General features: G+C 28.5%; 24 protein-coding genes. 3 read left to right on the forward strand and 21 right to left on the reverse strand.

The window, feature by feature from the left end:
* Positions 1-68 precede the first annotated feature (68 nt).
* Positions 69-701: an energy-coupled thiamine transporter ThiT gene (thiT, locus tag V7Q02_RS03275; protein WP_333859538.1), complete on the forward strand. Its 633-nt coding sequence runs from the start codon at positions 69-71 to the stop codon at positions 699-701.
* A 40-nt stretch (positions 702-741) separates the two neighbouring features.
* Here thiT and V7Q02_RS03280 read toward each other — a convergent pair whose 3' ends face one another.
* The 3 genes from V7Q02_RS03280 to V7Q02_RS03290 all read right to left on the reverse strand — a co-directional run bounded on the left by V7Q02_RS03280 (position 742) and on the right by V7Q02_RS03290 (position 5,546).
* On the reverse strand, positions 742-2,454 hold the full coding sequence (locus V7Q02_RS03280; RefSeq protein ID WP_333859539.1) for a methyl-accepting chemotaxis protein: 1,713 nt from the start codon (positions 2,452-2,454) through the stop codon (positions 742-744).
* Positions 2,455-2,570: 116 nt separating this feature from the next.
* Positions 2,571-4,019, reverse strand: coding sequence for an amino acid permease (locus tag V7Q02_RS03285; RefSeq protein ID WP_333859540.1), 1,449 nt, complete (start codon positions 4,017-4,019; stop codon positions 2,571-2,573).
* Positions 4,020-4,499: 480 nt separating this feature from the next.
* The gene (locus V7Q02_RS03290; protein ID WP_333859541.1) at positions 4,500-5,546 is read right to left on the reverse strand and encodes a PocR ligand-binding domain-containing protein; all 1,047 of its coding nucleotides are present in this window, start codon (positions 5,544-5,546) and stop codon (positions 4,500-4,502) included.
* Between the two features lie 453 nt (positions 5,547-5,999).
* On the opposite strand from V7Q02_RS03290, the gene V7Q02_RS03295 reads away from it, so the two are divergent.
* Positions 6,000-7,421 (forward strand): sodium:solute symporter family protein, encoded by a 1,422-nt coding sequence (locus tag V7Q02_RS03295; RefSeq protein WP_333859542.1) that lies wholly within the window; start codon positions 6,000-6,002, stop codon positions 7,419-7,421.
* Between the two features lie 84 nt (positions 7,422-7,505).
* Here V7Q02_RS03295 and V7Q02_RS03300 read toward each other — a convergent pair whose 3' ends face one another.
* Entirely contained in the window at positions 7,506-7,859 is a 354-nt protein-coding gene (locus V7Q02_RS03300; protein ID WP_333859543.1) for a hypothetical protein, read from the reverse strand.
* Positions 7,860-7,880: 21 nt separating this feature from the next.
* On the reverse strand, positions 7,881-8,141 hold the full coding sequence (locus V7Q02_RS03305) for a hypothetical protein (protein WP_333859544.1): 261 nt from the start codon (positions 8,139-8,141) through the stop codon (positions 7,881-7,883).
* Between the two features lie 141 nt (positions 8,142-8,282).
* On the opposite strand from V7Q02_RS03305, the gene V7Q02_RS03310 reads away from it, so the two are divergent.
* Positions 8,283-9,548: a hypothetical protein gene (locus V7Q02_RS03310; protein WP_333859545.1), complete on the forward strand. Its 1,266-nt coding sequence runs from the start codon at positions 8,283-8,285 to the stop codon at positions 9,546-9,548.
* Positions 9,549-9,615: 67 nt separating this feature from the next.
* Here the strand turns inward: V7Q02_RS03310 and V7Q02_RS03315 are convergent, their stop codons facing one another.
* The 16 genes from V7Q02_RS03315 to V7Q02_RS03390 form a co-directional block, all read right to left on the reverse strand.
* The gene (locus tag V7Q02_RS03315; protein WP_333859546.1) at positions 9,616-10,317 is read right to left on the reverse strand and encodes a FlxA-like family protein; all 702 of its coding nucleotides are present in this window, start codon (positions 10,315-10,317) and stop codon (positions 9,616-9,618) included.
* Between the two features lie 17 nt (positions 10,318-10,334).
* Positions 10,335-10,583 (reverse strand): hypothetical protein, encoded by a 249-nt coding sequence (locus V7Q02_RS03320; RefSeq protein ID WP_333859547.1) that lies wholly within the window; start codon positions 10,581-10,583, stop codon positions 10,335-10,337.
* 5 nt (positions 10,584-10,588) lie between these two features.
* Positions 10,589-10,768, reverse strand: coding sequence for a YjfB family protein (locus tag V7Q02_RS03325; protein ID WP_333859548.1), 180 nt, complete (start codon positions 10,766-10,768; stop codon positions 10,589-10,591).
* 170 nt (positions 10,769-10,938) lie between these two features.
* Positions 10,939-11,343, reverse strand: a complete 405-nt coding sequence (gene hepT, locus V7Q02_RS03330; RefSeq protein ID WP_333859576.1) for a type VII toxin-antitoxin system HepT family RNase toxin — start codon at positions 11,341-11,343, stop codon at positions 10,939-10,941.
* A 112-nt stretch (positions 11,344-11,455) separates the two neighbouring features.
* Positions 11,456-11,884 (reverse strand): HepT-like ribonuclease domain-containing protein, encoded by a 429-nt coding sequence (locus V7Q02_RS03335; RefSeq protein WP_333859549.1) that lies wholly within the window; start codon positions 11,882-11,884, stop codon positions 11,456-11,458.
* Positions 11,877-12,296, reverse strand: coding sequence for a type VII toxin-antitoxin system MntA family adenylyltransferase antitoxin (gene mntA, locus V7Q02_RS03340; RefSeq protein WP_333859550.1), 420 nt, complete (start codon positions 12,294-12,296; stop codon positions 11,877-11,879). Before mntA ends, V7Q02_RS03335 begins: the two co-directional genes overlap by 8 nt.
* A 370-nt stretch (positions 12,297-12,666) precedes the next feature.
* On the reverse strand, positions 12,667-13,350 hold the full coding sequence (locus tag V7Q02_RS03345) for a DNA alkylation repair protein (protein WP_333859577.1): 684 nt from the start codon (positions 13,348-13,350) through the stop codon (positions 12,667-12,669).
* 151 nt (positions 13,351-13,501) lie between these two features.
* Positions 13,502-14,722, reverse strand: a complete 1,221-nt coding sequence (gene cmr6 / locus V7Q02_RS03350; protein ID WP_333859551.1) for a type III-B CRISPR module RAMP protein Cmr6 — start codon at positions 14,720-14,722, stop codon at positions 13,502-13,504.
* Positions 14,722-15,183: a type III-B CRISPR module-associated protein Cmr5 gene (cmr5, locus tag V7Q02_RS03355; RefSeq protein ID WP_333859552.1), complete on the reverse strand. Its 462-nt coding sequence runs from the start codon at positions 15,181-15,183 to the stop codon at positions 14,722-14,724. The genes cmr6 and cmr5 overlap by 1 nt, the downstream gene beginning before the upstream one ends.
* 2 nt (positions 15,184-15,185) lie before the next feature.
* The gene (cmr4, locus tag V7Q02_RS03360) at positions 15,186-15,980 is read right to left on the reverse strand and encodes a type III-B CRISPR module RAMP protein Cmr4 (protein ID WP_333859553.1); all 795 of its coding nucleotides are present in this window, start codon (positions 15,978-15,980) and stop codon (positions 15,186-15,188) included.
* Positions 15,973-17,127, reverse strand: coding sequence for a type III-B CRISPR module-associated Cmr3 family protein (locus tag V7Q02_RS03365; RefSeq protein WP_333859554.1), 1,155 nt, complete (start codon positions 17,125-17,127; stop codon positions 15,973-15,975). Before V7Q02_RS03365 ends, cmr4 begins: the two co-directional genes overlap by 8 nt.
* Positions 17,124-18,743, reverse strand: a complete 1,620-nt coding sequence (gene cas10 / locus V7Q02_RS03370; RefSeq protein WP_333859555.1) for a type III-B CRISPR-associated protein Cas10/Cmr2 — start codon at positions 18,741-18,743, stop codon at positions 17,124-17,126. Before cas10 ends, V7Q02_RS03365 begins: the two co-directional genes overlap by 4 nt.
* Positions 18,744-18,760: 17 nt before the next feature.
* Positions 18,761-19,912, reverse strand: a complete 1,152-nt coding sequence (locus V7Q02_RS03375) for a hypothetical protein (protein ID WP_333859556.1) — start codon at positions 19,910-19,912, stop codon at positions 18,761-18,763.
* Between the two features lie 36 nt (positions 19,913-19,948).
* Complete coding sequence (locus V7Q02_RS03380; protein WP_333859557.1) at positions 19,949-21,619, reverse strand: hypothetical protein; 1,671 nt, start codon at positions 21,617-21,619, stop codon at positions 19,949-19,951.
* Between the two features lie 38 nt (positions 21,620-21,657).
* Complete coding sequence (locus tag V7Q02_RS03385; protein WP_333859558.1) at positions 21,658-22,032, reverse strand: hypothetical protein; 375 nt, start codon at positions 22,030-22,032, stop codon at positions 21,658-21,660.
* A 360-nt stretch (positions 22,033-22,392) separates the two neighbouring features.
* Complete coding sequence (locus V7Q02_RS03390) at positions 22,393-22,638, reverse strand: hypothetical protein (RefSeq protein ID WP_333859559.1); 246 nt, start codon at positions 22,636-22,638, stop codon at positions 22,393-22,395.
* Between the last annotated feature and the right edge of the window lie 4 nt (positions 22,639-22,642).

The raw sequence follows: 22,642 nt of genomic DNA on the forward strand, positions 1-22,642 counted from the left end.
AAAATAACAAGTCGCATTCCCAGGAATGCGGCTTTTTTAGCACCTGAGCTTAAGTAAGGAGGCTTTTTATGTTTTTAATAAAAAATATTACAGAGATTCTATCTCATCCAACTTCTATTTTTGCATTAATGGCGGTGATTATTTTCATACTATTCTGGGCTAAAGTTAAAAATGTTAAATTTACCACACAGCTTATAACTCAAATAGGTATAGCCCTGGCACTAGCTACCATACTTAAAATATTTAAAATATATCATCTTCCTCAAGGTGGAAGCATAACCCTTGGGAGCATGATACCTATACTTCTTATGGCACTGCTTTATGGGCCGGAAGTTGGTTTTATTACTGGATTTTTATATGGAATTATAACTTTGATACTAGATCCTTATATACTTCATCCCGTGCAGGTTATATTTGATTATCCACTGCCATTTATGGCACTGGGTATAGCTGGATATTTTAAAAACAAAAAAATTATAGGTACATTTCTAGCCCTTTTGGGAAGATTTATATGTCATTTTATATCTGGAGTAATCTTTTTTGGAAGTTTTGCCCCTAAGGGAATGTCTCCCGCTATTTATTCTCTTACCTTAAATGGTATATTTATGTCTATTGAAGGTGTAATATGTATAGCAATAATAGTAGTACTTCCTATAAAACACCTGGAGACAATTGTAAATAGAAAAATAACATCTAATTGAACTGATAAGGCTAATAGCAATAAAGCTACTAGCCTTTAAATTAAATCTTAAATTTTTGCACCAGTTCATTAAGATTTTGAGAAAGTTCTGCCTGACTTTGTGCAACTACAGCTACCTGCCTTATTTCTTTGCTTGTCTCATCTAATTTGAATTTTATGGTTCCTGAACTTTCATTAGACTTTTGGGCAATTTGTGACATATGCTGCATTGCCTGATTTACTTGATTCACTGATGTTGTAATCTGTTCAGACATAGCTGCTATATCCAATGACATATCACTTAAAAAATCTGAATCATTTTGATATTGTTCTCCCATAATTCCAAATTCCTCTAACCTTTCATGAATACTCTCATTTATAAACCCTAAAACTTCATTACCATTTTCAGATAAATTTTCAAATGCCTTTTCAACTTTTATAACAGTATTCTTTATATTTGTTACAGACTTGGCTGATTGCTGTGCAAGCTTTTTCACCTCTTCTGCAACAACTGCAAAACCTTTTCCCTTTTCTCCCGCTCTAGCTGCTTCTATAGCAGCATTTAATGCCAGTAAATTAGTCTGCTCTGCTATATCTGAAATAGTATCTGCCATAACCTTTATGCTTCTAACTACAGTTCCTTCTTTAATTGCCTGCAGCATATTATTTTTCTTCTTTAAATACAGATTTTTTGATTCTCTGATAGCTTGTTCCCCTTTTTGTTGAACCAAAGTTGCTCTTTTCTTGGATTCATTGGCGGTATTACTCCCTTTCTCAGCCTTTTCAGACAGTTCATTGATACCTGAATTAATTTCTTCTACAGAGGATGTTATTTCCTCTGAGGACAAACTTGTATCGTGAATTCCAACAATTATATTATTCAATGACTTTTCTATTTTTTCAATTTTTATAGACAATTGCTCCACGGTTGCAAAAAGTTCTTCACTGGATGCACTGACTTCTTCAGAATTCGCCATAATATTTTTAATTAGACTATCTACATTTAAAAGTGCCCTATTTAAGGCCACTCCTGTCTTACCAAATTCATCACTTCTTGTAATAACAATAGGAGTAGAAAAATCATACAGAGCTAATTTTTCTGCAAGGGATTTTATTTTTATCAAAGGAACAGTTATATCCCGTGAAATAATAAGTCCAAGCGCCACTGCAAACAGCAGTCCTCCAATCATGAATAAAAGCATAATTTTATGATTTTTCAAATACAAGGAATAACTTTCTGAATTTGCTTTTTCTGCAGCTTTTACCTGTTTATATATTAATTTATCAATATTATTCATCATCATTTCTTCTGAATTCAATATACTTTCATATTCCTCCACTGCCTCACTAAAATTTCCACTATTAACAAAATAAATAATATTATTTATACTGCTTTTATAATTATTAAATTCACTTCTATAAGTTGTCCATATTTGTTTTTCAACATTATTTATAGCCAACTTTTCGTAGTGTAGAATATTTTTCTCACTTAACACCATATCATCTTTTATACTTTTTTCTAATTCATTTCGCTTAGATCCGTTGTTTTCATACATGAGCTGAAAGATATCACTTTTAATTTCAGTAAAACTTTGCTTCATATTCATCAACATATATATTTTCTTTAATTTATTATTATACATATCATCAGAACCTGAATTTATAGTTTTTAAAGACCCTATTCCTATAACTCCCACCACTGTAATCAATATGGCAATAATACTAAAGGATAAAATTAATTTTACTTTCACCTTAATGTTCTTTAGAAAATTCATACTGATTTTCCTCCTCTATGGTGTAAATCTATTAATTTGTAATAATTAACTTATCCTTATAGACTATGTTTAATTTCAATATAGGGTGTAACAATAACAATATATTTTTTGATACTTTATTTATGATATTTTTTACTACGCTTTTCAAAAGGCTTTCTTTTTTCAATAAATTCTTTAGAAAGTTCCATAAGAAAGCCCTTCCTATGTTCCTTTGCATTAAATTTACTCTCTAAGCCATCTTGCTTTTTAATTTTTATATAATATTTCATAATTGTATAAACTATCATATAAAAAACAATAATTATAATACCTGCTATAAGACCTGATGACTGCCCGGGAATAAAAGGCATGCTTAAAATAATAACAATAAGACTCATGATAGTAATCCATGAAATATAGCTGTGACCTTTCTTTTCCATGATATGCTTGTAATTTCTACGCAGTGAAATTTGCGAAGCTATAATCATTACATATGTAAAAAGCAGTGAAAACCCTCCGCAACTTACTAAAAATAAATATACCCTAGGGAATAAGAGTCCAAGCATTAATCCTAGAAACATAGCTCCACCTGAAAATATAATACCTTTGTATGGAATATTTGAATCACCTTTTAACCACCTGGGTGCATAAGATTCATTTGCAAGAGAACGAATCATTCTTCCTATACCGAACATGGCTGCCAGCATTGTAGAAAGTATTGCTATAATCATTACTATATTTATTACATTTCCAGCCCAGTTCATTCCCCATCTATTGAGGGCAGCTACCATAGGGCTTACATTTTCTCCCAGGACATCAGTGGGAATTAATAAAATCACCGCCAATACAGAAACTATATAAAGGATTACAAGACTTGATACAGTATACTTTATAGCTTTGGGAATGGTTTTTTTAGGATTATCAGTTTCCGAAGCCGCAAGACCTATTATTTCAAACCCTGCATAAGCAAACATAACCGTAAGCATACTGCCTGCAATACTTTTTATTCCTCCTGGAAGAAAAAAAGAGAACTTTACACTTTCAATCCCCATACTTCCGGCATTTGATTTTAAAATACCTGTAGTTAAAAGTAGAGCTATTACTATAAAAGATATCACCGCAAGTAATTTAACAGCTGCAAGACCGCTTTCCAGCTTACTTAATTTATCAGCACCTAATAAATTAAGCAGTGTAATTACAAGTATAATTATACTGCCAAGAAAGGATATGGATATTCCAGGAAACCATCTGCGCACCAAAATAGATACAGCAGCAGCTTCACTGGACATGGCAAGAACCATCCCGGTCCAATACACCCACCCCACAATAAATCCAGCTCCTGAGCCAAAGGCTTTTCTTGCAAAAGTAAAAAAAGAGCCTGGAGAGGGATCTCTAACTGTCATTTCTGAAAGTGCAGAAAGAATAAAATATACTAAAATTCCTCCCAATATGTAGGAAATAATTATAAAAGGACCCAGAGCATGAATGGCCACAGAAGATCCAAGAAAAAAAGAACCTCCTATTACGGTTCCAAGAGCCATCATTGTAAGCTGTAAAACAGATAATCCTTTACGTTCCTTCTCCATAATTCACCTCCTGCTTATATAATTCTAAAAATAGTATGTATCAATAATAAAAAAATATTCGAATTTTCATCCTGCTTTGATGTTTTTTTAGTTTCTCTATTCAAATTAAATCTCTGCTCCAGAATTTTGTGTATGTTGCTATTTATTATAGAAATAATACAAGAGAACCAAAACGGTTCTCAGCATAAATTTTTTATCTATATAATTTTCACTAACAGATAATTACAAAAATTTTTCTTAATGACTTTACCAGCTATTTAAGAATTTTTTCAAGATTAGCTATGTGTTATTGTAAATTATATAAATAATAAAAAGCATAAAAATAATAATAAAAAGCATAAAAATATTACATAATATAATTACATCTAATAATTTTAGTTACATTAAATTCTCTTTTACCGATTAAAATTTTTTCAAAATAATATGAATTATAAACTTTTATTCCATATATTGAAAAATAAGTAAGCGGTGATCGTTGCGTTATATTTTTGAATTTGCCATCTCACTTAAGGTATCTGACATTTCTGAAACTTGTTGAACATTAGATGTAATTTCCTGTATTGCTGCCGTTTGCTGTTCTGTAGTTTCAAGAGTGGAATTGGAGGTTTCAATGGTATTATCTACCGACTGCTGTATCTTTTTAGTGAGATCTACTATAGTAGAAGCCGTTTTTTTCGAGTCCTCAGATAACTTTCTTATTTCGCTGGCTACAACTCCGAAGCCTCTTCCTAATTCTCCAGCTCTGGCTGCTTCTATAGCGGCATTTAACCCGAGCATTTTTGTCTGTTCTGCTATGTTTTTTATGGCATTCAATACACTGTTTATTTCAAGAGAAATGCTTTTCACTCTGGTAATCTCTTCATTTAAAATCTTCTGATTGCTGCTTACATCTACAGAAGATGCCGCTAATTCTTCCATAGTAGCTGATATCTGTTCAAAGTTTTCAGAAAGGTTTGATGCAACTGTTCCCACCAGGATAGATTCATAACCTATTTTACAAAGTGCATTAGCAACTACATAGAGAACTTCAGATGCCGCCTTTACATTCTTCTCATCTACCTTATAAACATTGTTTGAAGCTTCCACATATTTATCCGGATCCACACCTATTTCAGCAGCAGTATCTCTAAAACGCGATTCTCCAAGGTGTGAATACATAACCTGTCCACCAAGTATAGTCCCTATGGTTTTTCCTTTTACCATTATAGGTGCAGCAAAATCAATGAGTCCTGCATGACAGGTGTAAACATAAGGCTTTCCAAGTCTTGTAGCCTCTTCTCCTCCCCTTTTATGAGACTCTGCACAGCGTGCCTCCCCCACAGAAGTTGACTGGGTGAGATTTAAACAAAAATTAGTATAGGAACTAGGTTTTGTCACAGGTTTTCCATGCTTATCCACTGTTACACTAGCAATATTCATGCCTTCAGCAAAATTATCCTGAAATTTTTGCAATATATTTATATCTATAACATCCTCTACTTCCAAAAAATCTAAATCTACTTCTCCATTATCCAATATTTTTATCATTATAATGCCTCCCTTATAAATAAAATTTAAATCTTTATTATACTATATATTATATATTATATACGCACAAAATTCTTAACTCTATATAAAGTTTTAATGGCATTTATGCTTGTATTTATAAGAATTTTCAACTATAATGTAAACTATATCACAGTATAATACATAATTTTCATCTATATTTATATTCGTATAATTTATAAAAATTATTATATCTATACATAATATGGAGGTAATTTTAAAAGATAAAGGATTCCTGAATTTGAACTAAATTTACACATAAATCAAGTTTCAAATCAGAAATCCTATAAATTCCAGCATTTGCTTTAATGCTTTAAAGGGGGGAAGATAAAAATATAATTACATCTAAATAGATACTTAAATTTAAATATGGATTTTTCTATAAGTAATCTAAAATTATCAGCTCTAAACTGTAAACTAAATAGGGGGTTAAAAATGAATGCATCATTAATAATTATTATACTTTATATTGCAATGCTCTTTGTAATAAGCTCCTTTGCCAAGCGAAGAGTATCCAAGGGGGGAGAAAGTTATACCTTAGCAGGCAGAGGTCTTTCAACTCCTCTTGTAGCATGTTCACTTATAGGTCTTGCAATTGGGGGTGCTTCTACCATAGGTGTTGCAGAGCAAGCCTACGGTATAGGTCTTGCTGCAGGGTGGTACACTGTAGCCTGGGGAGTTGCAGCCATAGTTATGGGACTTGTCACTGCTGAAAAATACAGAAACTTTAATGTATCCACAGTACCAGAACTTTTTGGAAAGTTTTACGATGAAAAAGGAAGATTTATTTGTGTTATATGTCAAATGATTATTCTTATAGTAGTTGTGTCACTTCAATATATTGCTGGAGGTTCTATTTTATCTTCACTTTTACCTGGAGTATTTACATTAAAATCTGGTATGGTAGTCAGTGCCTGTGTATTTATAGGCATAACTTTTATGGGCGGAATGTGGTCTGCAGGATTATGCAATCTATTTAACGTGCCCTTAAAATATGCAGGAATTATACTCTGTACCCTATTAGCCGTGGCATCCACCGGAGGACTTGAAAACATAAGATTAAATTTACCACAAAATGTACCTTATTTCAGTTTTACCCAGGGTACTGGTATATGGATAATTTTAAGCTGGTTTTTAATTATGATAACTCAAGTCATGTCTATGCAAGGCCCTGTGCAATTGGCCTTTGCCGCCAAGGACTCCCAAACTGCAAAAAAAGGATTCATAATAGGGGGATTGTGTATGATTCCCATAGGATTTTTATGTGCACTTATAGGTATGTCAGCCAAGGTAGCTTTTCCTGATGTAAGTGCAACTTTAGCACTGCCTAAGATGATATTATCATTAAATCCTGTAGCAGCAGGCATAACTCTTGCGGCACTTTGGGCTGCAGATGTATCTACTGCTTGTAATTTGTTACTGGGAGCATCTACATTATTTTCACAGGATATATATAAAAAATCCATAAATCCAAAAGTAGATGACAAAAAATATCTTATAATAAATAAAGTATCAGTTATTGTGCTTGGAGTATTTACTTTTATACTGGCTCTATCCATATCAGGTATACTAAAGACTATCTCCATAGGTTTAAGTCTATGTACTGCCTTTACAATAGTATTTTTATTTACCATATTCTGCCCTAAGTTATGTAGAAAGGGTTCTGCTTTTTATACTACTTTAGCAAGTATAATAGTTTTATTTGTATGGCAGGTGGTGCCTTCATTCAGGATATTTCCTCATGTAATATTCATGGAATGGCTGGTATGTCTTTGTATCTTCTTGTTAATAGCTGTAATAGACAAACACAATATATTTACACCTGAACAATTAAAATCCATTAAAGACATTGGATAAAACTATAATAAACTAAAATTTATATTTATGTTAAAAGCTGGATAGAATGCCCCTTTAAAGGATTCCTATCCAGTTTTTATTTTATCAATCCTTTGAGAGATACCTTTTCCACAAAATATTAACCTGATTAAGATGATGCAAAATATTTAAAATATAATCCGCTTTCTTCTGCGACCCCATAATTAGCCCTTCAAATTGACCTTTATCCTCATTAGATTTTTTAATTATATTCATAAGTTCATGGTTTATCTCTTCCACATCACTTAAATTATTTTTCTGAGAATTTTTTACCTTGTCAAAATGTTTTAAAAATTCTCCCTGAGACAATACAATATCATCCATAAGTACATCAGATCTTTTAATTCCCGAAGCTGTACTTAAAATTTTATCCATACCCTCTTTAGATTTGCACATGAGCTGCTCTATAATTTCTGTCATACCTTTTCTTTAATAGAACTTTCAATTGGTGTTTTTACTATTTTTTTCCAAATCCCTAAGATGTTCCTCTACTTTTTTTACCTGACGTTCTGTATAACCGGACTCATTTAAAAGCATATCTATATTGGATTTAGATATTTGCTCTTCTCCTATTATATTATTGATTTCCTTTTCTATTTCTCTATTTAACTCAAATACCTGAGTTATATATGGAAATGTATACCTCTTATTATCTTCATCAATATTTTTGGGATGTATCTTTTTATTAAAAATTTCTACCATATGCTTCCATATACAAACTCCTTATTTAAATTATATTAAATATTATATCATGTTTTGCATAATTTCTTAAATTTTATTATTAATAGATAATTCAAGTTACTTTCCTTAATAACGATATCATAAACAAAGGAGGTATAAGCTTTGATTATATTTAAGAATACTACTATAAATTTTTCTAACATAATTAAAAATATCCACACCGAAAATAAAAAACTCTCATTAACGCCTTTTAAAGATTTATCTGAAAAATTAAATAACAATTTACTACATGACATAAGCTATATATCCGAAGACTCAAAATTACAATATGAATATATGCAAAAACTAAAAGGAGTGGAAGATAATATAGAAAATAAGTCCTCTACAGAAGCTCCAGAAAGTATACAGGGCAGTGGAGATACATTCATATCTGAAAATGCAATAGATGCCGACTTTATTGGAAAATATGCTTTAAATTATTCAAAGATAAGAAAAGAAATTACAGAACAATTTTCTCCAGAAGAAGCAGAGAAAAAAATAGCTGTCTTAGACAAAGCCTACAATGATGCTATTAATACTGCAGCCCAAAATGTATCTAGGGATTTTAAATACTTTTTTGACTATGCTTCCACTAAGTGGAACTATGGAAATACTACAAATGATAATAAATTTGATGCAGAATCCTTTAAAAACAACCTTCTTTCTCTGGCTGACAAAGCCATTTCTGTGGTAAGACAAGCTTTTCAAAAAGGAGATTCAGACACATTAAATAATCTGGAATATAATATTGAAATAAACCTTTCCAGTGATAACTCACCTTCAAATATTGAAAATATCAGTTATAATGATATAAAAGAAATTCATAATTTTCTAAAAGAATTACCTAAATTCAAGGATCATATTACAGAATACTTCTCAGATGGCACATATAACCCAGTACCTGGCAACTGGTCTACAGAAAATGCAGCAAATGCCATAAACAAAGCATACAACATGACGGAAGATTTAGCGAAATCAGGTAAAATATCTGATTTTGCAGGAAAGAAAATTTTTAATACCATGTTAAAAAACATCTCTGCATATCACAAAAGTTTCGCATTTAGCTACCAATCAGATAAATATCAAAATCAAATCAATAAGGATAGAGCCTACTATGAGTTATTGAAAAAACAATATGAAAGCTATGAAAAAAAACTTGCAGAAGTTCAAAAACAGAAAAAAATGAAATTAATGTTGATGTATCTTGAAATAATGTCTCCTATTAAAGATCAGCTTATAGAGGCAAAAAATAGACTGGATGAATCCATATCCAAAAAGGAATCATTAGAACAAAATCCTGAAAGTGTAGTAAACACAGGAGCCTACAAGGATATAAGCAAACATGAAATATTCAACGAAGAAGCTCTTCTTAGCAATTCCAAAATTTAAATTTTACCATAAGGAAGAAGTACCTAAAAAGCACTTTTTCCTTATAATTTAACGATTTCATATTTCATCATGCCAGTATATCTATTGAAGACTTCTCATCTGAAGCAGAATTACCATATTTATCTTTTTTTGAAATGTCCTCTAAATCTTTTTTACTATCTTCATTAACCTTATGTGAGCCTTTTTCTTTGGTTTTATCTGTTATATCCTTTACATTGTCATTTATATCACTGTTTAATTTGCCAATTTTAGATTCCAGTGCATAGGACTTTCCTCTAAGTGAAGCAGCTTCAGCACTTTTTCTTCCAGCAGACTTGGTATTACCCCTTTTAGCATCAAGGGAAGCTTCTGAACTCAATACCTTGGATTTTCCTATTAAATCTTTTCTTATGGAATTAACACCTCTAATTTGTTCATATGTGCTTGACATATTAAAAAATAGAACATCTCTTGAAAGCTTTTCACTTTCTTCTGTTGTACCGGTAAAGGAAGATTCTTTTTTTACCTTTGCTCTTGAACCATTATCTTTATCACTGCCTTGTTCCATTTGTTTCTGCTGTATTTGTGCATCAATACTCTGTATCTGCTCTTCTAAAGGTGCTATAAGCTCTTGCTTGGTTTTGGGATCTGCATCTCCATTTTTTATATTATCTATCTGCTTCTGAATTACCGCCTGTTGATGTCTAAGCAATTTTATCTGTTCATCAGATTTATTATTTTTATTTTGAACTACTCCCTGACTATTACCAGATAAAATTGAATTTATCATATATATCACTTCCTTAGTTAAAGTATCTTTTCATACTTTGTTATTCTGCTCTCTTCATCCAATGCCCTTACTTGTTGGGCCAAATTATTGATACTATAGTTTAACTCTTGAATCTCTTTCTTACTAATATTATTCTGCTGAGCTTGTACTACAAATTCCTTCATCTTTATAAGCTTTTTCTCTATGACATTCAGCATTTTTTGTCTGTATTGAATCCACTGCAGTTCCTCATGCAACATCAGTTTCAATTTTTCACTTTTGTCCATAAACATTATGCCTTTACATCCAGTTTACTTCCTAAATTAGGATCAACTGAAATGCTATTTATCATATCTGTCATATTTACAGCATTTTGCTCCGATGCATTCATAGCCATTTTAGTAATAGCTATGCCTGCAGATTGTTTAACACTATAATCACTCATTGCCACAGAAAGCGCCGCTATATCCATACTATCCCTCCTCTAATATTTACAATCTATATTAGTTTTCGTATATTTTAATATTTACTTTAAATTATTAAATGTTTCTTAATCATAATCAATTAACGTGAAAAATTAAATTTTGATTGGAAATATAGTTGGAATACAAATTTTAACTAAGTCATTTGATGAAAACAAACTCAAAAAAATAGAAGCATTTGATCTGCAAATTTTTTTAAATCATATATATGTTTTTCAATTACTTCCTTTACTATATCTAAATTTACTGTCTGATAATCATGAGCAGCTATATTTCTAAATCCAACCATAGATTTTAAATTACCGGCAAGTTCTTCATTTATAATATTGTTATAAAATAAAAACTCAAATACATCCCTGCTATTCTGAGGTATACCTAGTTTTTTTTCAGATACTATATTCATAGCCAAATCTATAGAAGCTTCACACGCCCTTTGAATATTCAAAATTATAGAATCCTGCTTAGTATAATTTTTTGAATTTTTAGGATTATTATCATATTCTTCATTTATCCTGTTTATACATCTTTCAATAACGGATATTTTATTTATATCATTTTTATCTATATTCAAATAATTCACTCCCATTCTAAACAAAGTTCTATATTGGATATAAAATTCACATCATAATTTAATCTGCAAATTGCAAATCTACGTGAAATTTCTTCTATAGTAAGTATTATAATTTTCTATAAATTTTCTTCATTATATCTACTACCTTTTTCATTTTATTTTTATTTTCTTCTAAAAAACTTATAATTTCATCTATGTCAGGCTGCTTATAAACATGAGCTATTCTATTCCTATATCTTCTATATACATTTAAAAAATCCAGTAGTTTTTTATCTATAATTCTATTTTCGTATAATTTTATTAAAGATTTTTCCATATCATCACTAATCTTATACAATTTCAGCTCTTTTAAACACATAGATGTAAAACTCTCAATCAATATAAAATACTCTAAAAAAGTTTGTTTTATGGATGATTTTATCAAACTACTTAAATCTTCATCTTCAATCTCCCCTAATTTAAATAATGCTTTATTTAAAAGGCTTATGGTTTCCTCTATGTTTTTTATCAAATCATACAATCTAAGTTTATTCATCAAAAATCAAATCCCTTTCTCTGAAAAATCTAAAGGTTTCATTTTCCTTATATACCCTTTCCACTTCCATATAATCTAAATTATATAAATTACAATGATCATCATCATATATAATTTTTCCGTTATCATATATATTAACTTTCATATTTAGTTGAGTATCTTTTGATTTTAAATCAACTATATCTACCTCTCTATTTAAAAGCTTTTCAAAGGATTCTTCCATAATCATTATTACATCCGTGGTAATTTTATTTTTACTTAAAATTGCAATATCTACATCAGAGTATTCCTGAAAGTCCCCTGTTAAAATACTGCCAAATACTATAGCTGTGTTTATTTTATTTTGTTTGAATATATCTACTGCCTCTTTTGATTTCAGTTTATTCAATATATTTACTTTACCACTATCCATAGTAATCTTATCACTTCCTTTATATTTTGAAAATGGAACCTTTCTTACATTTTATCACATTATCCAGTGTTTAAACACTTAAAAAATATGAGGACTAAGTGCAGTATTTACTTGATCCAAAAGCCGCAATCAGCTAACCCTCCTAGCTTATTCAAAAATGAAAGTAATAAAAAAGATGACAGCTGCAACATACTGCCATCTTTTTTATTATAAATTTGTTCTTTCTATATAGTGACAATTAACTGGACAGGCTTGTTAAGCATATAAACTTTTGACTGTCCAGTTCATCTATATATGTATTGTTATTCACTAAAACCTTTAATTTCATTTTCCTCACCCTAAAAAATAATTTTTACTACTACAAAATTTTTTATTTTCGTTTCATTCTTTTAATAACCAATTTTATCTCATTATCAACTCTAAAAGATTCTGTTATTTTTTGAAGCGACTTATTATATGTAAAATCGTCTAAAGAATTGTTTTTTAAATATACCATTGTAATTTCAGGAAATTTTATATAGCAAACTGATACTGACCAGGCAACCGCCATTTTCACATAATAACCAGAGTGTTTTATTTTATCCAAGGCATAAAGCACCCTAGTTATATAAGCTTCATCTATATAGAAATCCAGTAAAACCACCACTGCAAAGCGAACATAAAATTCCTGATCTGACTTTAAATAAGGCTGTATAAAATTCCACATTCTTTCTTTATTCGATTTTATAAATTTAAGTCCATTGCAAAAGCTGTCGCAAATACCCCATCCATCAATTTGGGGAATAAACTCACTAATAAGCTGAAGCCTTTCTTCCACATCAACTTTTACACACCCTATCACTATTCCCTGAAGCATTATTTCCTCATAGTATTCATTTTCAGCTGTTTTTAGATATTCTCTCCAATCTCCCTTGGCTATTTCCTTTGCAAGTTTTCTTAAAAGAGGCATCCTAACTCCAATTATATTGGAATCAGTTGGAGATAATTTATTATGGAATTCTTTGTATCTTTCATCTGCCAGTTCAAAGATTTTTTTTCTTACTTTGTCTTTTATTTTATCACTCAATTTGATTCTCCTTATTTTGATTTGTAAATTTAAAAGTTTAAAAGGCAATGAATATAAAAAACTCTCTGAAAAGAAATTTCTACTAAGAGGTAATTTTAATTATTCCATCATTAATCTTGAATAAATATTTTAAGGTCTGTTATTTGGTGGGTAGTGGTATTTTCAGTATATTACAAATTTTTCCAACTCTTTCTGAAGTTTTATCAATTTTACCTTTCTTAGATATTTTATATTTCCATTTATTTTTACTCAACAAATACTCTTTAAAAAATCTCGCAAATAATACTTTTTCTGCAGTATCTAAAGCATCAAGCCTTTCATTATAAATATTCATTATTTTATCATTTTTTTCATATTCATCTTTACTTTGTTCTATTTTATATAATTCTTTTTCGAACTCACTCATTCCTAATGTGGCTTTATTAAATTCTTCTTCTGCCTTAAGGTTCTTTATTTTTTCCAATTCTTTTTTTCTTTTTAATTCATTCTCTTTTAACTTTTTTTCATAGTTTTTATCAACTTCAAATTGGCCATATCCTACATTTGTTTTAGCCCCAATTCCGAAGTCTAAAATAATTTGTTTAAATATATTCCTCTTAATATTGGATGGTAAAATTTTATCTTTCAAATTAAATCTAAAACACCAAACTACATTTGGCATAATCTTTAAAAATTTTAGTGGTATTGGATTTTTAAATACATCTTTGTGTGGTGTTATAAAATCTTCTCCCAGTATATTTTTACTATCTCCAATTGTTTTTTCTGTCCCTTCCACATCTATCATGGCATCATAAAATATATCTCTTTCACAGATAGGTATATTTTTTCCATCTACTTTACCATCAAATATTGCCTCCGTCAGATCCTTAAAACTAAAACTCTCACTAAAGCCTAAGTTTTTAATAATACCATTTATATACTCTTTTTTCGACTCCTGCAGCACTTCCTCATCTTGAGCATTATAAAAAGTACTTCTAAGTAGTCCTTTCACTGATGACCCATTTATTACAGGAAGACCTGTAGTATAATCAAATTCAAGTCCTAATTTAAACTCTCCTTTTTCGCTAATAATATGACTATACCCACTTCCAATTAAAAGTCCTGGATATGTTGTTTTTAAAAAAATTTCTTGATCATCTTCCTTAACCTTGCAATTATACACACTTTTAATTTTCTTCACTTTATCAAAGTTGCTATTGTCAATTATACTTTTATTTTTTTCATTAAAACGCTCTTTTATATCTTTCTCAATCTTTTCATTCTTACTCTTATTTATAATATGGTCATAATATTTGTCATCTTTAATTATTTCATCATAGTATTTCTTATAATATAGGTATCCTAAATTAGAACTAGACATTAACTACTCACCTTGCTTTCATCATTTCCAGTAAATTCAAATACTCTCATTGATAATTTAAGAGCTGTAGCAGCATTTATAATTTCTTCCTTAACTAAATTTAATTTTCCATCCTTATCTGCCTCTAACACATACTTCAGCAAGCTTTCATATTTACCCTCTTGTTCTTTTTTATTTTTTAATATAATTTTTAAAATTAATTCTGATATTTTTTTTCTATCCCTATTTGAATTAGAATTTCTTATACAAAAAAATGCAACTGTTGATATCAATCCACTTTGCACTATGCTTGATCCAAAACTTGATATATATCCATTAAATTCTCTATTTATCTTATAAATCTTCTTATGATTAACTTCTTCCACTTCAAAAAAACTTTCTTCTGATTCTGCATCACTCTTTAATTTGTCTATTTCATCAATGGAAATAGGAATAAGTTTATCTATTTCTCTTTTATTCACTATTAATCACCTACCACTTTTTCAATATTACAGTACCCATACCCAATAGTGGCATTTCCCCCTATTTGTACCGGTTCTTCTGTTATTTTTTTAAAATCTAATTGATTGTCTTCTCCATTAATAACACCAAAATAAAATCTACTTTCTCTTGGAACTACTTCTTCATACCATAAATTTTGACTTTCCCCATTTTCAAGTTTATTTCTTGCTATAATTGGAAGCTCTGAAACTATTTTCAAAAACGTAGCATCATCTAATATTATTAAGTCTTGTCCAAACATACTATTTATTTTGCTAGTAATAATAGAATCATCAACTTTTGTTATGTTGCATTTATAATTTTCTATATTTACTTCTCCTTCTATACAATTTGAAATAGACTTTTCTTCATTTAACTGCTCGATAAGTTTTTCCAATTCTAATTTTAATTCTAATTTCTTATAATGAAAGCTATCAATAAGATTCTTAAAATCTCTTATTATCCTTTGACATGTAGCTCTAAAAAAAGGTTTTTGATCGCTTCTCACAGGTATAGATAATAACATTCCAGGGAAAATTTTATATTTACCTATACCATGTTCTTTGTCATCACCAAATATATATTTTACTATTTCATTACCAATTTTATTTTTTAGATATTCTCTTAAACTTCCCTTTAAACTTGAAGAGTTTATTGTTGGAAAATTTGTAATTACATCTCGTTGAACTTGATTGTCTATAATACTATATGACGCATTACCACTTCCCACATGCATATTAGTTAAACATTTAATTATATAAACTTCAAAATTACTCATCTTTGTCCCCCTCCATATACAAACAGTTATATCCTATTTTTCTTAAATTTTTATTATCTATACTTTCCGTAATTTTTTCACATTTGTAGCTTTTTACAAATAAAACTGAGCCTTTCTCTAAAAATGAATATTTACAGTCAGTCTTTTTAAAACTTTTATAATAGCTTCCCTCTATTTTTTTATAGCTATTTCTTCCTATATTCCTAAAATCAATACTCTCCGCTATAGAATAATCACAATATTCCTCATATATTTCTTTATTAATATAAGTATCTGATAATAACACTATTTTCTTATAAAATTCATTGTTACAATTATATTTTAAGAATTTAATTTTTTCTGTAATATCATAATCTACTCTTTTAAAGTTAATATAAAAGTATGACCCTTCACCACCTAAAGAAACCATATTTTTATACCCATCTATTTTTTCATTTTTGTCAAATAAACTTTCATCGATATCAACTGTAAATACAAATCTAATATCATTCTTACAATCACAGTTTAGTCTATATTTAACCAATCTAAAAAGAGAATTTTTTTTCGTAATTTTCTTATCATTTAATCTTATTCCAATATAATCATCAACTTTAAAAATATCTTCACTCTTTATTATTTCTCCGTTTTCTACATTTACAAAATCATTAGATATTCCTATCTTACCATTATAATTATTTGGTATATATACTTCATTTTCAAAATTACATCGGCATTTATTACCCTTGCTAAATTCAAGAGGTGTATATTCACATATTTTTTCTAAAGATTTATTATGATCTTTAGGAATCCTCATCATAAAATTATATTTGCCATTATGAATTTGTGCTAAAAACACTGGTGATATTTTTTTTATTATTCCAAAGTCCTGTTCTTTTTCATCTATATTAAAACTTTCTGAGCCTATATATTTTTTTATTCTTTCTTTATCTGAATCTTTATAATCCCAATCTTCTTTAATTAATTTTTTTATATTTAATATTTCTTTTCTAAGCATGCCAAGTATCGATGTCTGCTGAGGAAACATGCTTGACTTTATTATATTGTTTTGAAGCTCCTTTTTATCGTTCTCATCATAAAATTCAAAAGTCCTTTCGCCCCCAAAGAAAAAAGCTTCTACTGGTTTTAACGTAACTAAATATCTACTCATTCTTTATCACCTTTTTCTTTTATAAATTCTGATTTTTCATCCATAAATCTTACAAATTTAAGGCATGAATATATCAAATTAATATAATAACTCTCATCATCATTTTTAACTTTTTCATCACTAGAGTATACTGTGTGTATAAATTCTATTATTATATTTATATATTCTTTTACTTTAGAATTTTTGTGAATTTCATCATTGAAATTATTTTGGAAGTAATTTTTAAGCATATCCTTATTAACACCTATTTTGTTTATTATAGCTTTATCATTCCAAAGTTTTATATGAATGCTTTTTAAGTAATTATTTAATTTTTCGTCTTTATCAGCTTGAAAAGTTTTACTAATTAATAAATTAAATTTTTCTTTATATACAAAACTGTTCTTTCCAATAACAGTTTTAAAGCTTTCTCCACTACTTTTTATAATCTTAAATGCTATAGCATTCTTTTTCTCATTTATTGTCTCAAATTTCTTTGCTTCTGAAAGTAAACTTCGTGCTTCTTCAATTGCATAATATAATGGGAATTTATGATGGATAATTGCTACACCAAATGATGCTGTAGGACTTTTTTCATTTTCCTTAATGTTAATATTGAAATGATCGGACAAATCATTTATGAGACTGAAAATATTCTTATCTTTATTAATAACAGGTGCTATAAAAAGCAAATCATCTCCACCTGCAAATATTGAGAAGCCTCCATATTCTTTTATTTTACTATTGGCGTATTGTGCATACTTCAATAAATTTTTAGAAAATCTTTTATAACTTTCAAATTCATCACTCTTACTCTTATCTATTTCTAATTCTTTTATAACTTCTCGAATAGAGTCTCCATCTGCTTGTACTAATGCTACATATTCATGAACTTTTTTAAAGTTATATTCTTTATAATTTTCATTAATATAATCGATAATCTTACTATCTTCCATAGGTAACTTTTTATCTTTTAAACTAGCTAGCGCTATATTGATCAAAGATGGATACCCTTCTTTTTTTCCTTCTTGGCCATATGCATCTTCTGATAAAAAGCTACTTTTTACAGACTTATTCTTTAATATTTCAAATAAGTACGGTTTTTCCTCTTTATCAACAAAATTTTCTCTAAGTTCTAATGCATCAAGATATTTTGATACTTTAAGTATTATGTTTTTATTATCTTCATTTTCGTCATTTGGGTTTACTTCTACTTCTAAAAAATATATTTTCAAATAATCATCTATGTATTTATACACAATGTCTTTAGATATTTCTTCTTTACGTATCTTCTCTAATTCTTTAAAAACATTTTCCTTAAAACAATTTTTTACCTCTCCTACTGCCAAGCTTACCTTTTTAAAATCACCTTTATTCGACTTAAATATAAATCTGTCATGAAATAACCCTACTTCAGTTTTATCCTTAAATATTTCTTCTTCATTTACATATGGAACAATAAATCTATCTTTGATTGAAGTATCTACAATCAACTTACTTATTATATTTTTTATTATATATGAAAACATGTAACTGCTTCCCCATAGCTCACCAGTTTCTTTTGCATAATTAATAGTCTTAAATATTGGTCCTATTGTAAGTCCTATATAAGTATTATTAAAATCAGTATTATTCAATTAACTCACCTTCTTTTTTAAGATAATTCTATCTTTAAACTTTTATCCTTATTATTTTTAATAACATATTTCATAAAATCATCAATATTAAAATTTTTAGGTGTTTTAAGTTGCAAATCTCCACTTCCATCTTTTTTTATATTAAATGCTTGATCTAAGAACTGTTTTGGTATATCCCTGCCTTCAAAATAAACAATAAATTTATTTTGAGACTTTCTTATAGGCTTAAAAAATATTGGGGACTGAAATCTTTCAATTTCCCCATTAATATGTGTTTTGGTTATTGTAAATCCTTGCTTATGCCATTTTTCCATTACTGATAGACCAAGTAAATCTTTTATTAAATATGCTGGATAATTTAATTCTATTTTTTTGTTAGCATACTCAGATTTTATTTTATCTTTGTCCCATGTCATTTTGTTCTCTAAGGCATATCCTTTTATATATGGGTCTTGTTTTTTCAACTTTGATCTCAATGACATATAAAATTCATTAATTTGTTCAAATAATGCATACTGTTCCTTATATTTCTCATCTTTACTTTTAATAATTTTATCATCATAAGTAGCTTTAACTTCAAACCTATGTTTCAACTTTTTACATTTTTCCACTTCATCCTTTTCATACTTCTTTTTACTTCCATTATAAAAATATTCATTCAAGTCATTAATGTAAAAAGACCCAAACCCTTTTGATTGCCTTTGTCCAAAATTTGTTTTCATCAAAAATCCAGGCAACCATTTTATTATTTTATCTATGATTTCATTGTGAAATGAAATAAGCTCTACATCTAAAGTATCACAAAATACAAATTTACTTCTATTGAAATTATTTTTTCCCATATTTCCAAAGTAAAGAGGAAAATCTTTTTGAATTTCACATGAAGATTTTAATTTCACTACATTACAAATTCTTAATTTATAATTAAATGCTTTTTTATCTTGAAAATCTTCATATTTATCTCTAACATTTTTCTTATAACCAACTAAATATTTTTTGTATCTTTCAAAATTTTCTTTCGGTTTTTCATTATTTCCAAAAGCATAGTTTATTAAAAACCTATCCAATTTAGGCTTAAACTCAGTTGCTCTCAATATTGCTCCCTGCTGTTCTGGTTGAAAATGAATTAAAGGAGTATGCTGCCTTAAAGTTATTCTTAACTTTGACATAATTATCACCTGCCTATAAAATTATTTTTTAATAATTCAAACCCAATTCTTAGCAAACATAAGTATAATAAATGTTATAATAAAAGCAATCCAAAATATTCTTTTAGTAATTTTAAAATAATAGCTATTTATTACCTTCTTGAATAGTGCTATAATAATCGCTATACCTGCAACGCTAATCATGACCCTTTCCAAAAGCCAAGAAGAAAACTTATCATTTATATTCCATTCTCCAAATGAAATAACATCATTTCCAAACACCTTAATTAAAAATGAACACACTGTAAATCCAAGTCCCAAATATGTTATTATTCTCAATAATGTACTTATTCTTTCACTTGAAATCATAGATGTATACTTTTGTATTCCATCTATCTCTTCTCCCAGTCGTTTTACATCCCTTTCAATTTCCATCATTTGAACTAATTTATTATAAATTTCTATACCCTGCTCTTGTGCTGTGACCTCCCTAAAGTACAAATCATTAATAAATTCAGTATAATATCTTTGAAGCTTCTTAACATTTTCTAATGCCTCATCCTCATCAAATATTGCTATTTTTGATGCCTCATCTGACAATCTCAATATTGAGGCTCTTTGAATCAATACTAGTAAAGCCATTTCATAATACATAGTATAAAAATGGTTCATCAAAACATCTTCTTTAGATTTATTTTTGTTTTTAAGTACAACAAATGAGTACCTACTAATACCATAAAATGTTCCATAATTTCTCCATCTTAAATAAGTGGATTTTTTTATCAATTCCTTAAACATTTCATCATCTTGGCAGGTTAAACTTTCATTATCTACGAATATATATTTGTACCAAAATTCATAACTCTTTTTAAAACTATTGCCCATTGGATTAATCAAACCCTTACTTTTATTATTATTTCTATAAATAGACAATAGAAACATCCTATCATCCATTATAGGAGAAATAAATACTTGTCCTTTTTTTAAATTCTCTTCATCATAAGTAAATTTATCTCCCAATAACTTCATTATGGTATTTGATATTCTATTTGGGCATACTTTTGCATCATAATTAAATTCCTCACTATACTTGTTGTTTGATAGATTAAGAGTAATATTCTTGGCTAGAAAACTATTTTGAACACTTTCAAGTGGTAAAAATTGAGGAAATATTCTTCTACCATAATCATTTATATTTAAAATATCTTCTGGAGTAGAATCTTGATCATAATTTTCCAGAAAAAATGATAATGCAGCAACACCTGTATCATAAATTTTAAGTTTTATAGATTTAATATTTAGTGAATATATTTTTTCTTTTTTTGAAATTTTTATATTATAAGTTGATTTATCATTTAATTTATTATATTTAAAACATTGAACTACTCTGTTTCTTATATCTTTTCTTATTATCTCTCTAAGTAGAAAACTCCTTTTATTAAAGTTATGATATAATTCTTTTTTTATATTCCTATATTTACCTTTGCCATATATGGCATCTCTAACATTATCATAAAAATAAATATACTTATTATATTCAACCTCCTCATTTTCTATATTAGGCTTATCTTCCTCCCAACAATTACTTTCCATTAATATTCTTCCTACTTTATCTACATTTAATCTTTTATCTATAGATCCATATACGGATTCGCCATTTGAAATATAATCCCATCTAAAAGGAAATACAAAAATATGAGAACTTATTATCTCATTTTTATTATCCATTACAACACATCCTCAATATCAGTCCAGCTCTTATATTATTATTTAAAATAATGCAATTCAGTCTCTAAAAATTCACAAGTTAAAGTTGATTGCTTAAGTTCTTCTTTTATATACTTTGCCAATTTTATGACAGTATTTTTCCACTTTTCTATATCGTCTATAAACTCTTTATTAGCAATTCCTGTAATTACTACAGTTTCTTCTCCATCTTTAGGACATCCCCAGTCTTCATGATAAACCGTTTTGCTACTTTTAATCACTGCAGATACGTATATTCCACTTACTTCAAATTCTTTTTTAGCAATTTTCTGCCATAAATTTGCTATAATGTCTACCACATATCTATACTTATTATTATGAAAATAGCCTTTATTTACACCTGATACAATTTCGAATCGCAATGTTTTATACATAATTTAACCTCTTTACTTAATATTCTGAAAATAAATTATAATTAAAAGTATTATTTTTAAAGTTTCTATCCATAATTTTATATACATTGTACCATAATTTTCATTTATTTCGTCTAATAATTACAATTTCATCAACTATTTATACTAAAATACAATTTTATGCTTTTAAAATTGTAAAAATTAATATCATCTAATATATTTTTAGCGAATTCGATGCATACTCTTCAAAAAAAGAAAAATAGAGCAGACTATCTACTCTATTTTCCACTTTGCTTTACTTTCCCAACTGAAAATATTCCTCTTTTTATAAAGTACTTACTAAACTCTTAATTTCATCCATACCCAGCAGTCTAAAAATGACTAATATTTAAATTTCTCTATTTCTTCCACCGTCAATCCTGTTTTTCCAGTAATTATTTTTATGTCTAATATATCAAGCAAACTTTTCGCTATTTTTATCTTCTCTTCTTTTCTGCCTTCTTCTCTGCCTTCCGCCCTACCTTCTTCTCTAGCCTTTTGTGTATAGTGTATTTTTCTTATTTCATCAACAGACATATTGAACACATCTCCCTGGGATTTTTTAAATCTCTTATATTTCTTTTCCAATTAC

It is taken from the genome of Clostridium sp., assembly GCF_036781005.1.
Classification (GTDB): Bacteria; Bacillota; Clostridia; order Clostridiales; family Clostridiaceae; genus Clostridium_B.

Coding starts and splice junctions, on each gene's coding strand:
- thiT (WP_333859538.1), top strand. CDS start 69: ATGTTTTTAATAAAAAATATTACAGAGATTCTATCTCATCCAACTTCT.
- V7Q02_RS03280 (WP_333859539.1), bottom strand. CDS start 2,454: ATGAATTTTCTAAAGAACATTAAGGTGAAAGTAAAATTAATTTTATCC.
- V7Q02_RS03285 (WP_333859540.1), bottom strand. CDS start 4,019: ATGGAGAAGGAACGTAAAGGATTATCTGTTTTACAGCTTACAATGATG.
- V7Q02_RS03290 (WP_333859541.1), bottom strand. CDS start 5,546: ATGATAAAAATATTGGATAATGGAGAAGTAGATTTAGATTTTTTGGAA.
- V7Q02_RS03295 (WP_333859542.1), top strand. CDS start 6,000: ATGAATGCATCATTAATAATTATTATACTTTATATTGCAATGCTCTTT.
- V7Q02_RS03300 (WP_333859543.1), bottom strand. CDS start 7,859: ATGACAGAAATTATAGAGCAGCTCATGTGCAAATCTAAAGAGGGTATG.
- V7Q02_RS03305 (WP_333859544.1), bottom strand. CDS start 8,141: ATGGTAGAAATTTTTAATAAAAAGATACATCCCAAAAATATTGATGAA.
- V7Q02_RS03315 (WP_333859546.1), bottom strand. CDS start 10,317: ATGATAAATTCAATTTTATCTGGTAATAGTCAGGGAGTAGTTCAAAAT.
- V7Q02_RS03320 (WP_333859547.1), bottom strand. CDS start 10,583: ATGGACAAAAGTGAAAAATTGAAACTGATGTTGCATGAGGAACTGCAG.
- V7Q02_RS03325 (WP_333859548.1), bottom strand. CDS start 10,768: ATGGATATAGCGGCGCTTTCTGTGGCAATGAGTGATTATAGTGTTAAA.
- V7Q02_RS03335 (WP_333859549.1), bottom strand. CDS start 11,884: ATGAATAAACTTAGATTGTATGATTTGATAAAAAACATAGAGGAAACC.
- mntA (WP_333859550.1), bottom strand. CDS start 12,296: ATGGATAGTGGTAAAGTAAATATATTGAATAAACTGAAATCAAAAGAG.
- cmr6 (WP_333859551.1), bottom strand. CDS start 14,722: ATGTCTAGTTCTAATTTAGGATACCTATATTATAAGAAATACTATGAT.
- cmr4 (WP_333859553.1), bottom strand. CDS start 15,980: ATGAGTAATTTTGAAGTTTATATAATTAAATGTTTAACTAATATGCAT.
- V7Q02_RS03365 (WP_333859554.1), bottom strand. CDS start 17,127: ATGAGTAGATATTTAGTTACGTTAAAACCAGTAGAAGCTTTTTTCTTT.
- V7Q02_RS03375 (WP_333859556.1), bottom strand. CDS start 19,912: ATGTCAAAGTTAAGAATAACTTTAAGGCAGCATACTCCTTTAATTCAT.
- V7Q02_RS03380 (WP_333859557.1), bottom strand. CDS start 21,619: ATGGATAATAAAAATGAGATAATAAGTTCTCATATTTTTGTATTTCCT.
- V7Q02_RS03385 (WP_333859558.1), bottom strand. CDS start 22,032: ATGTATAAAACATTGCGATTCGAAATTGTATCAGGTGTAAATAAAGGC.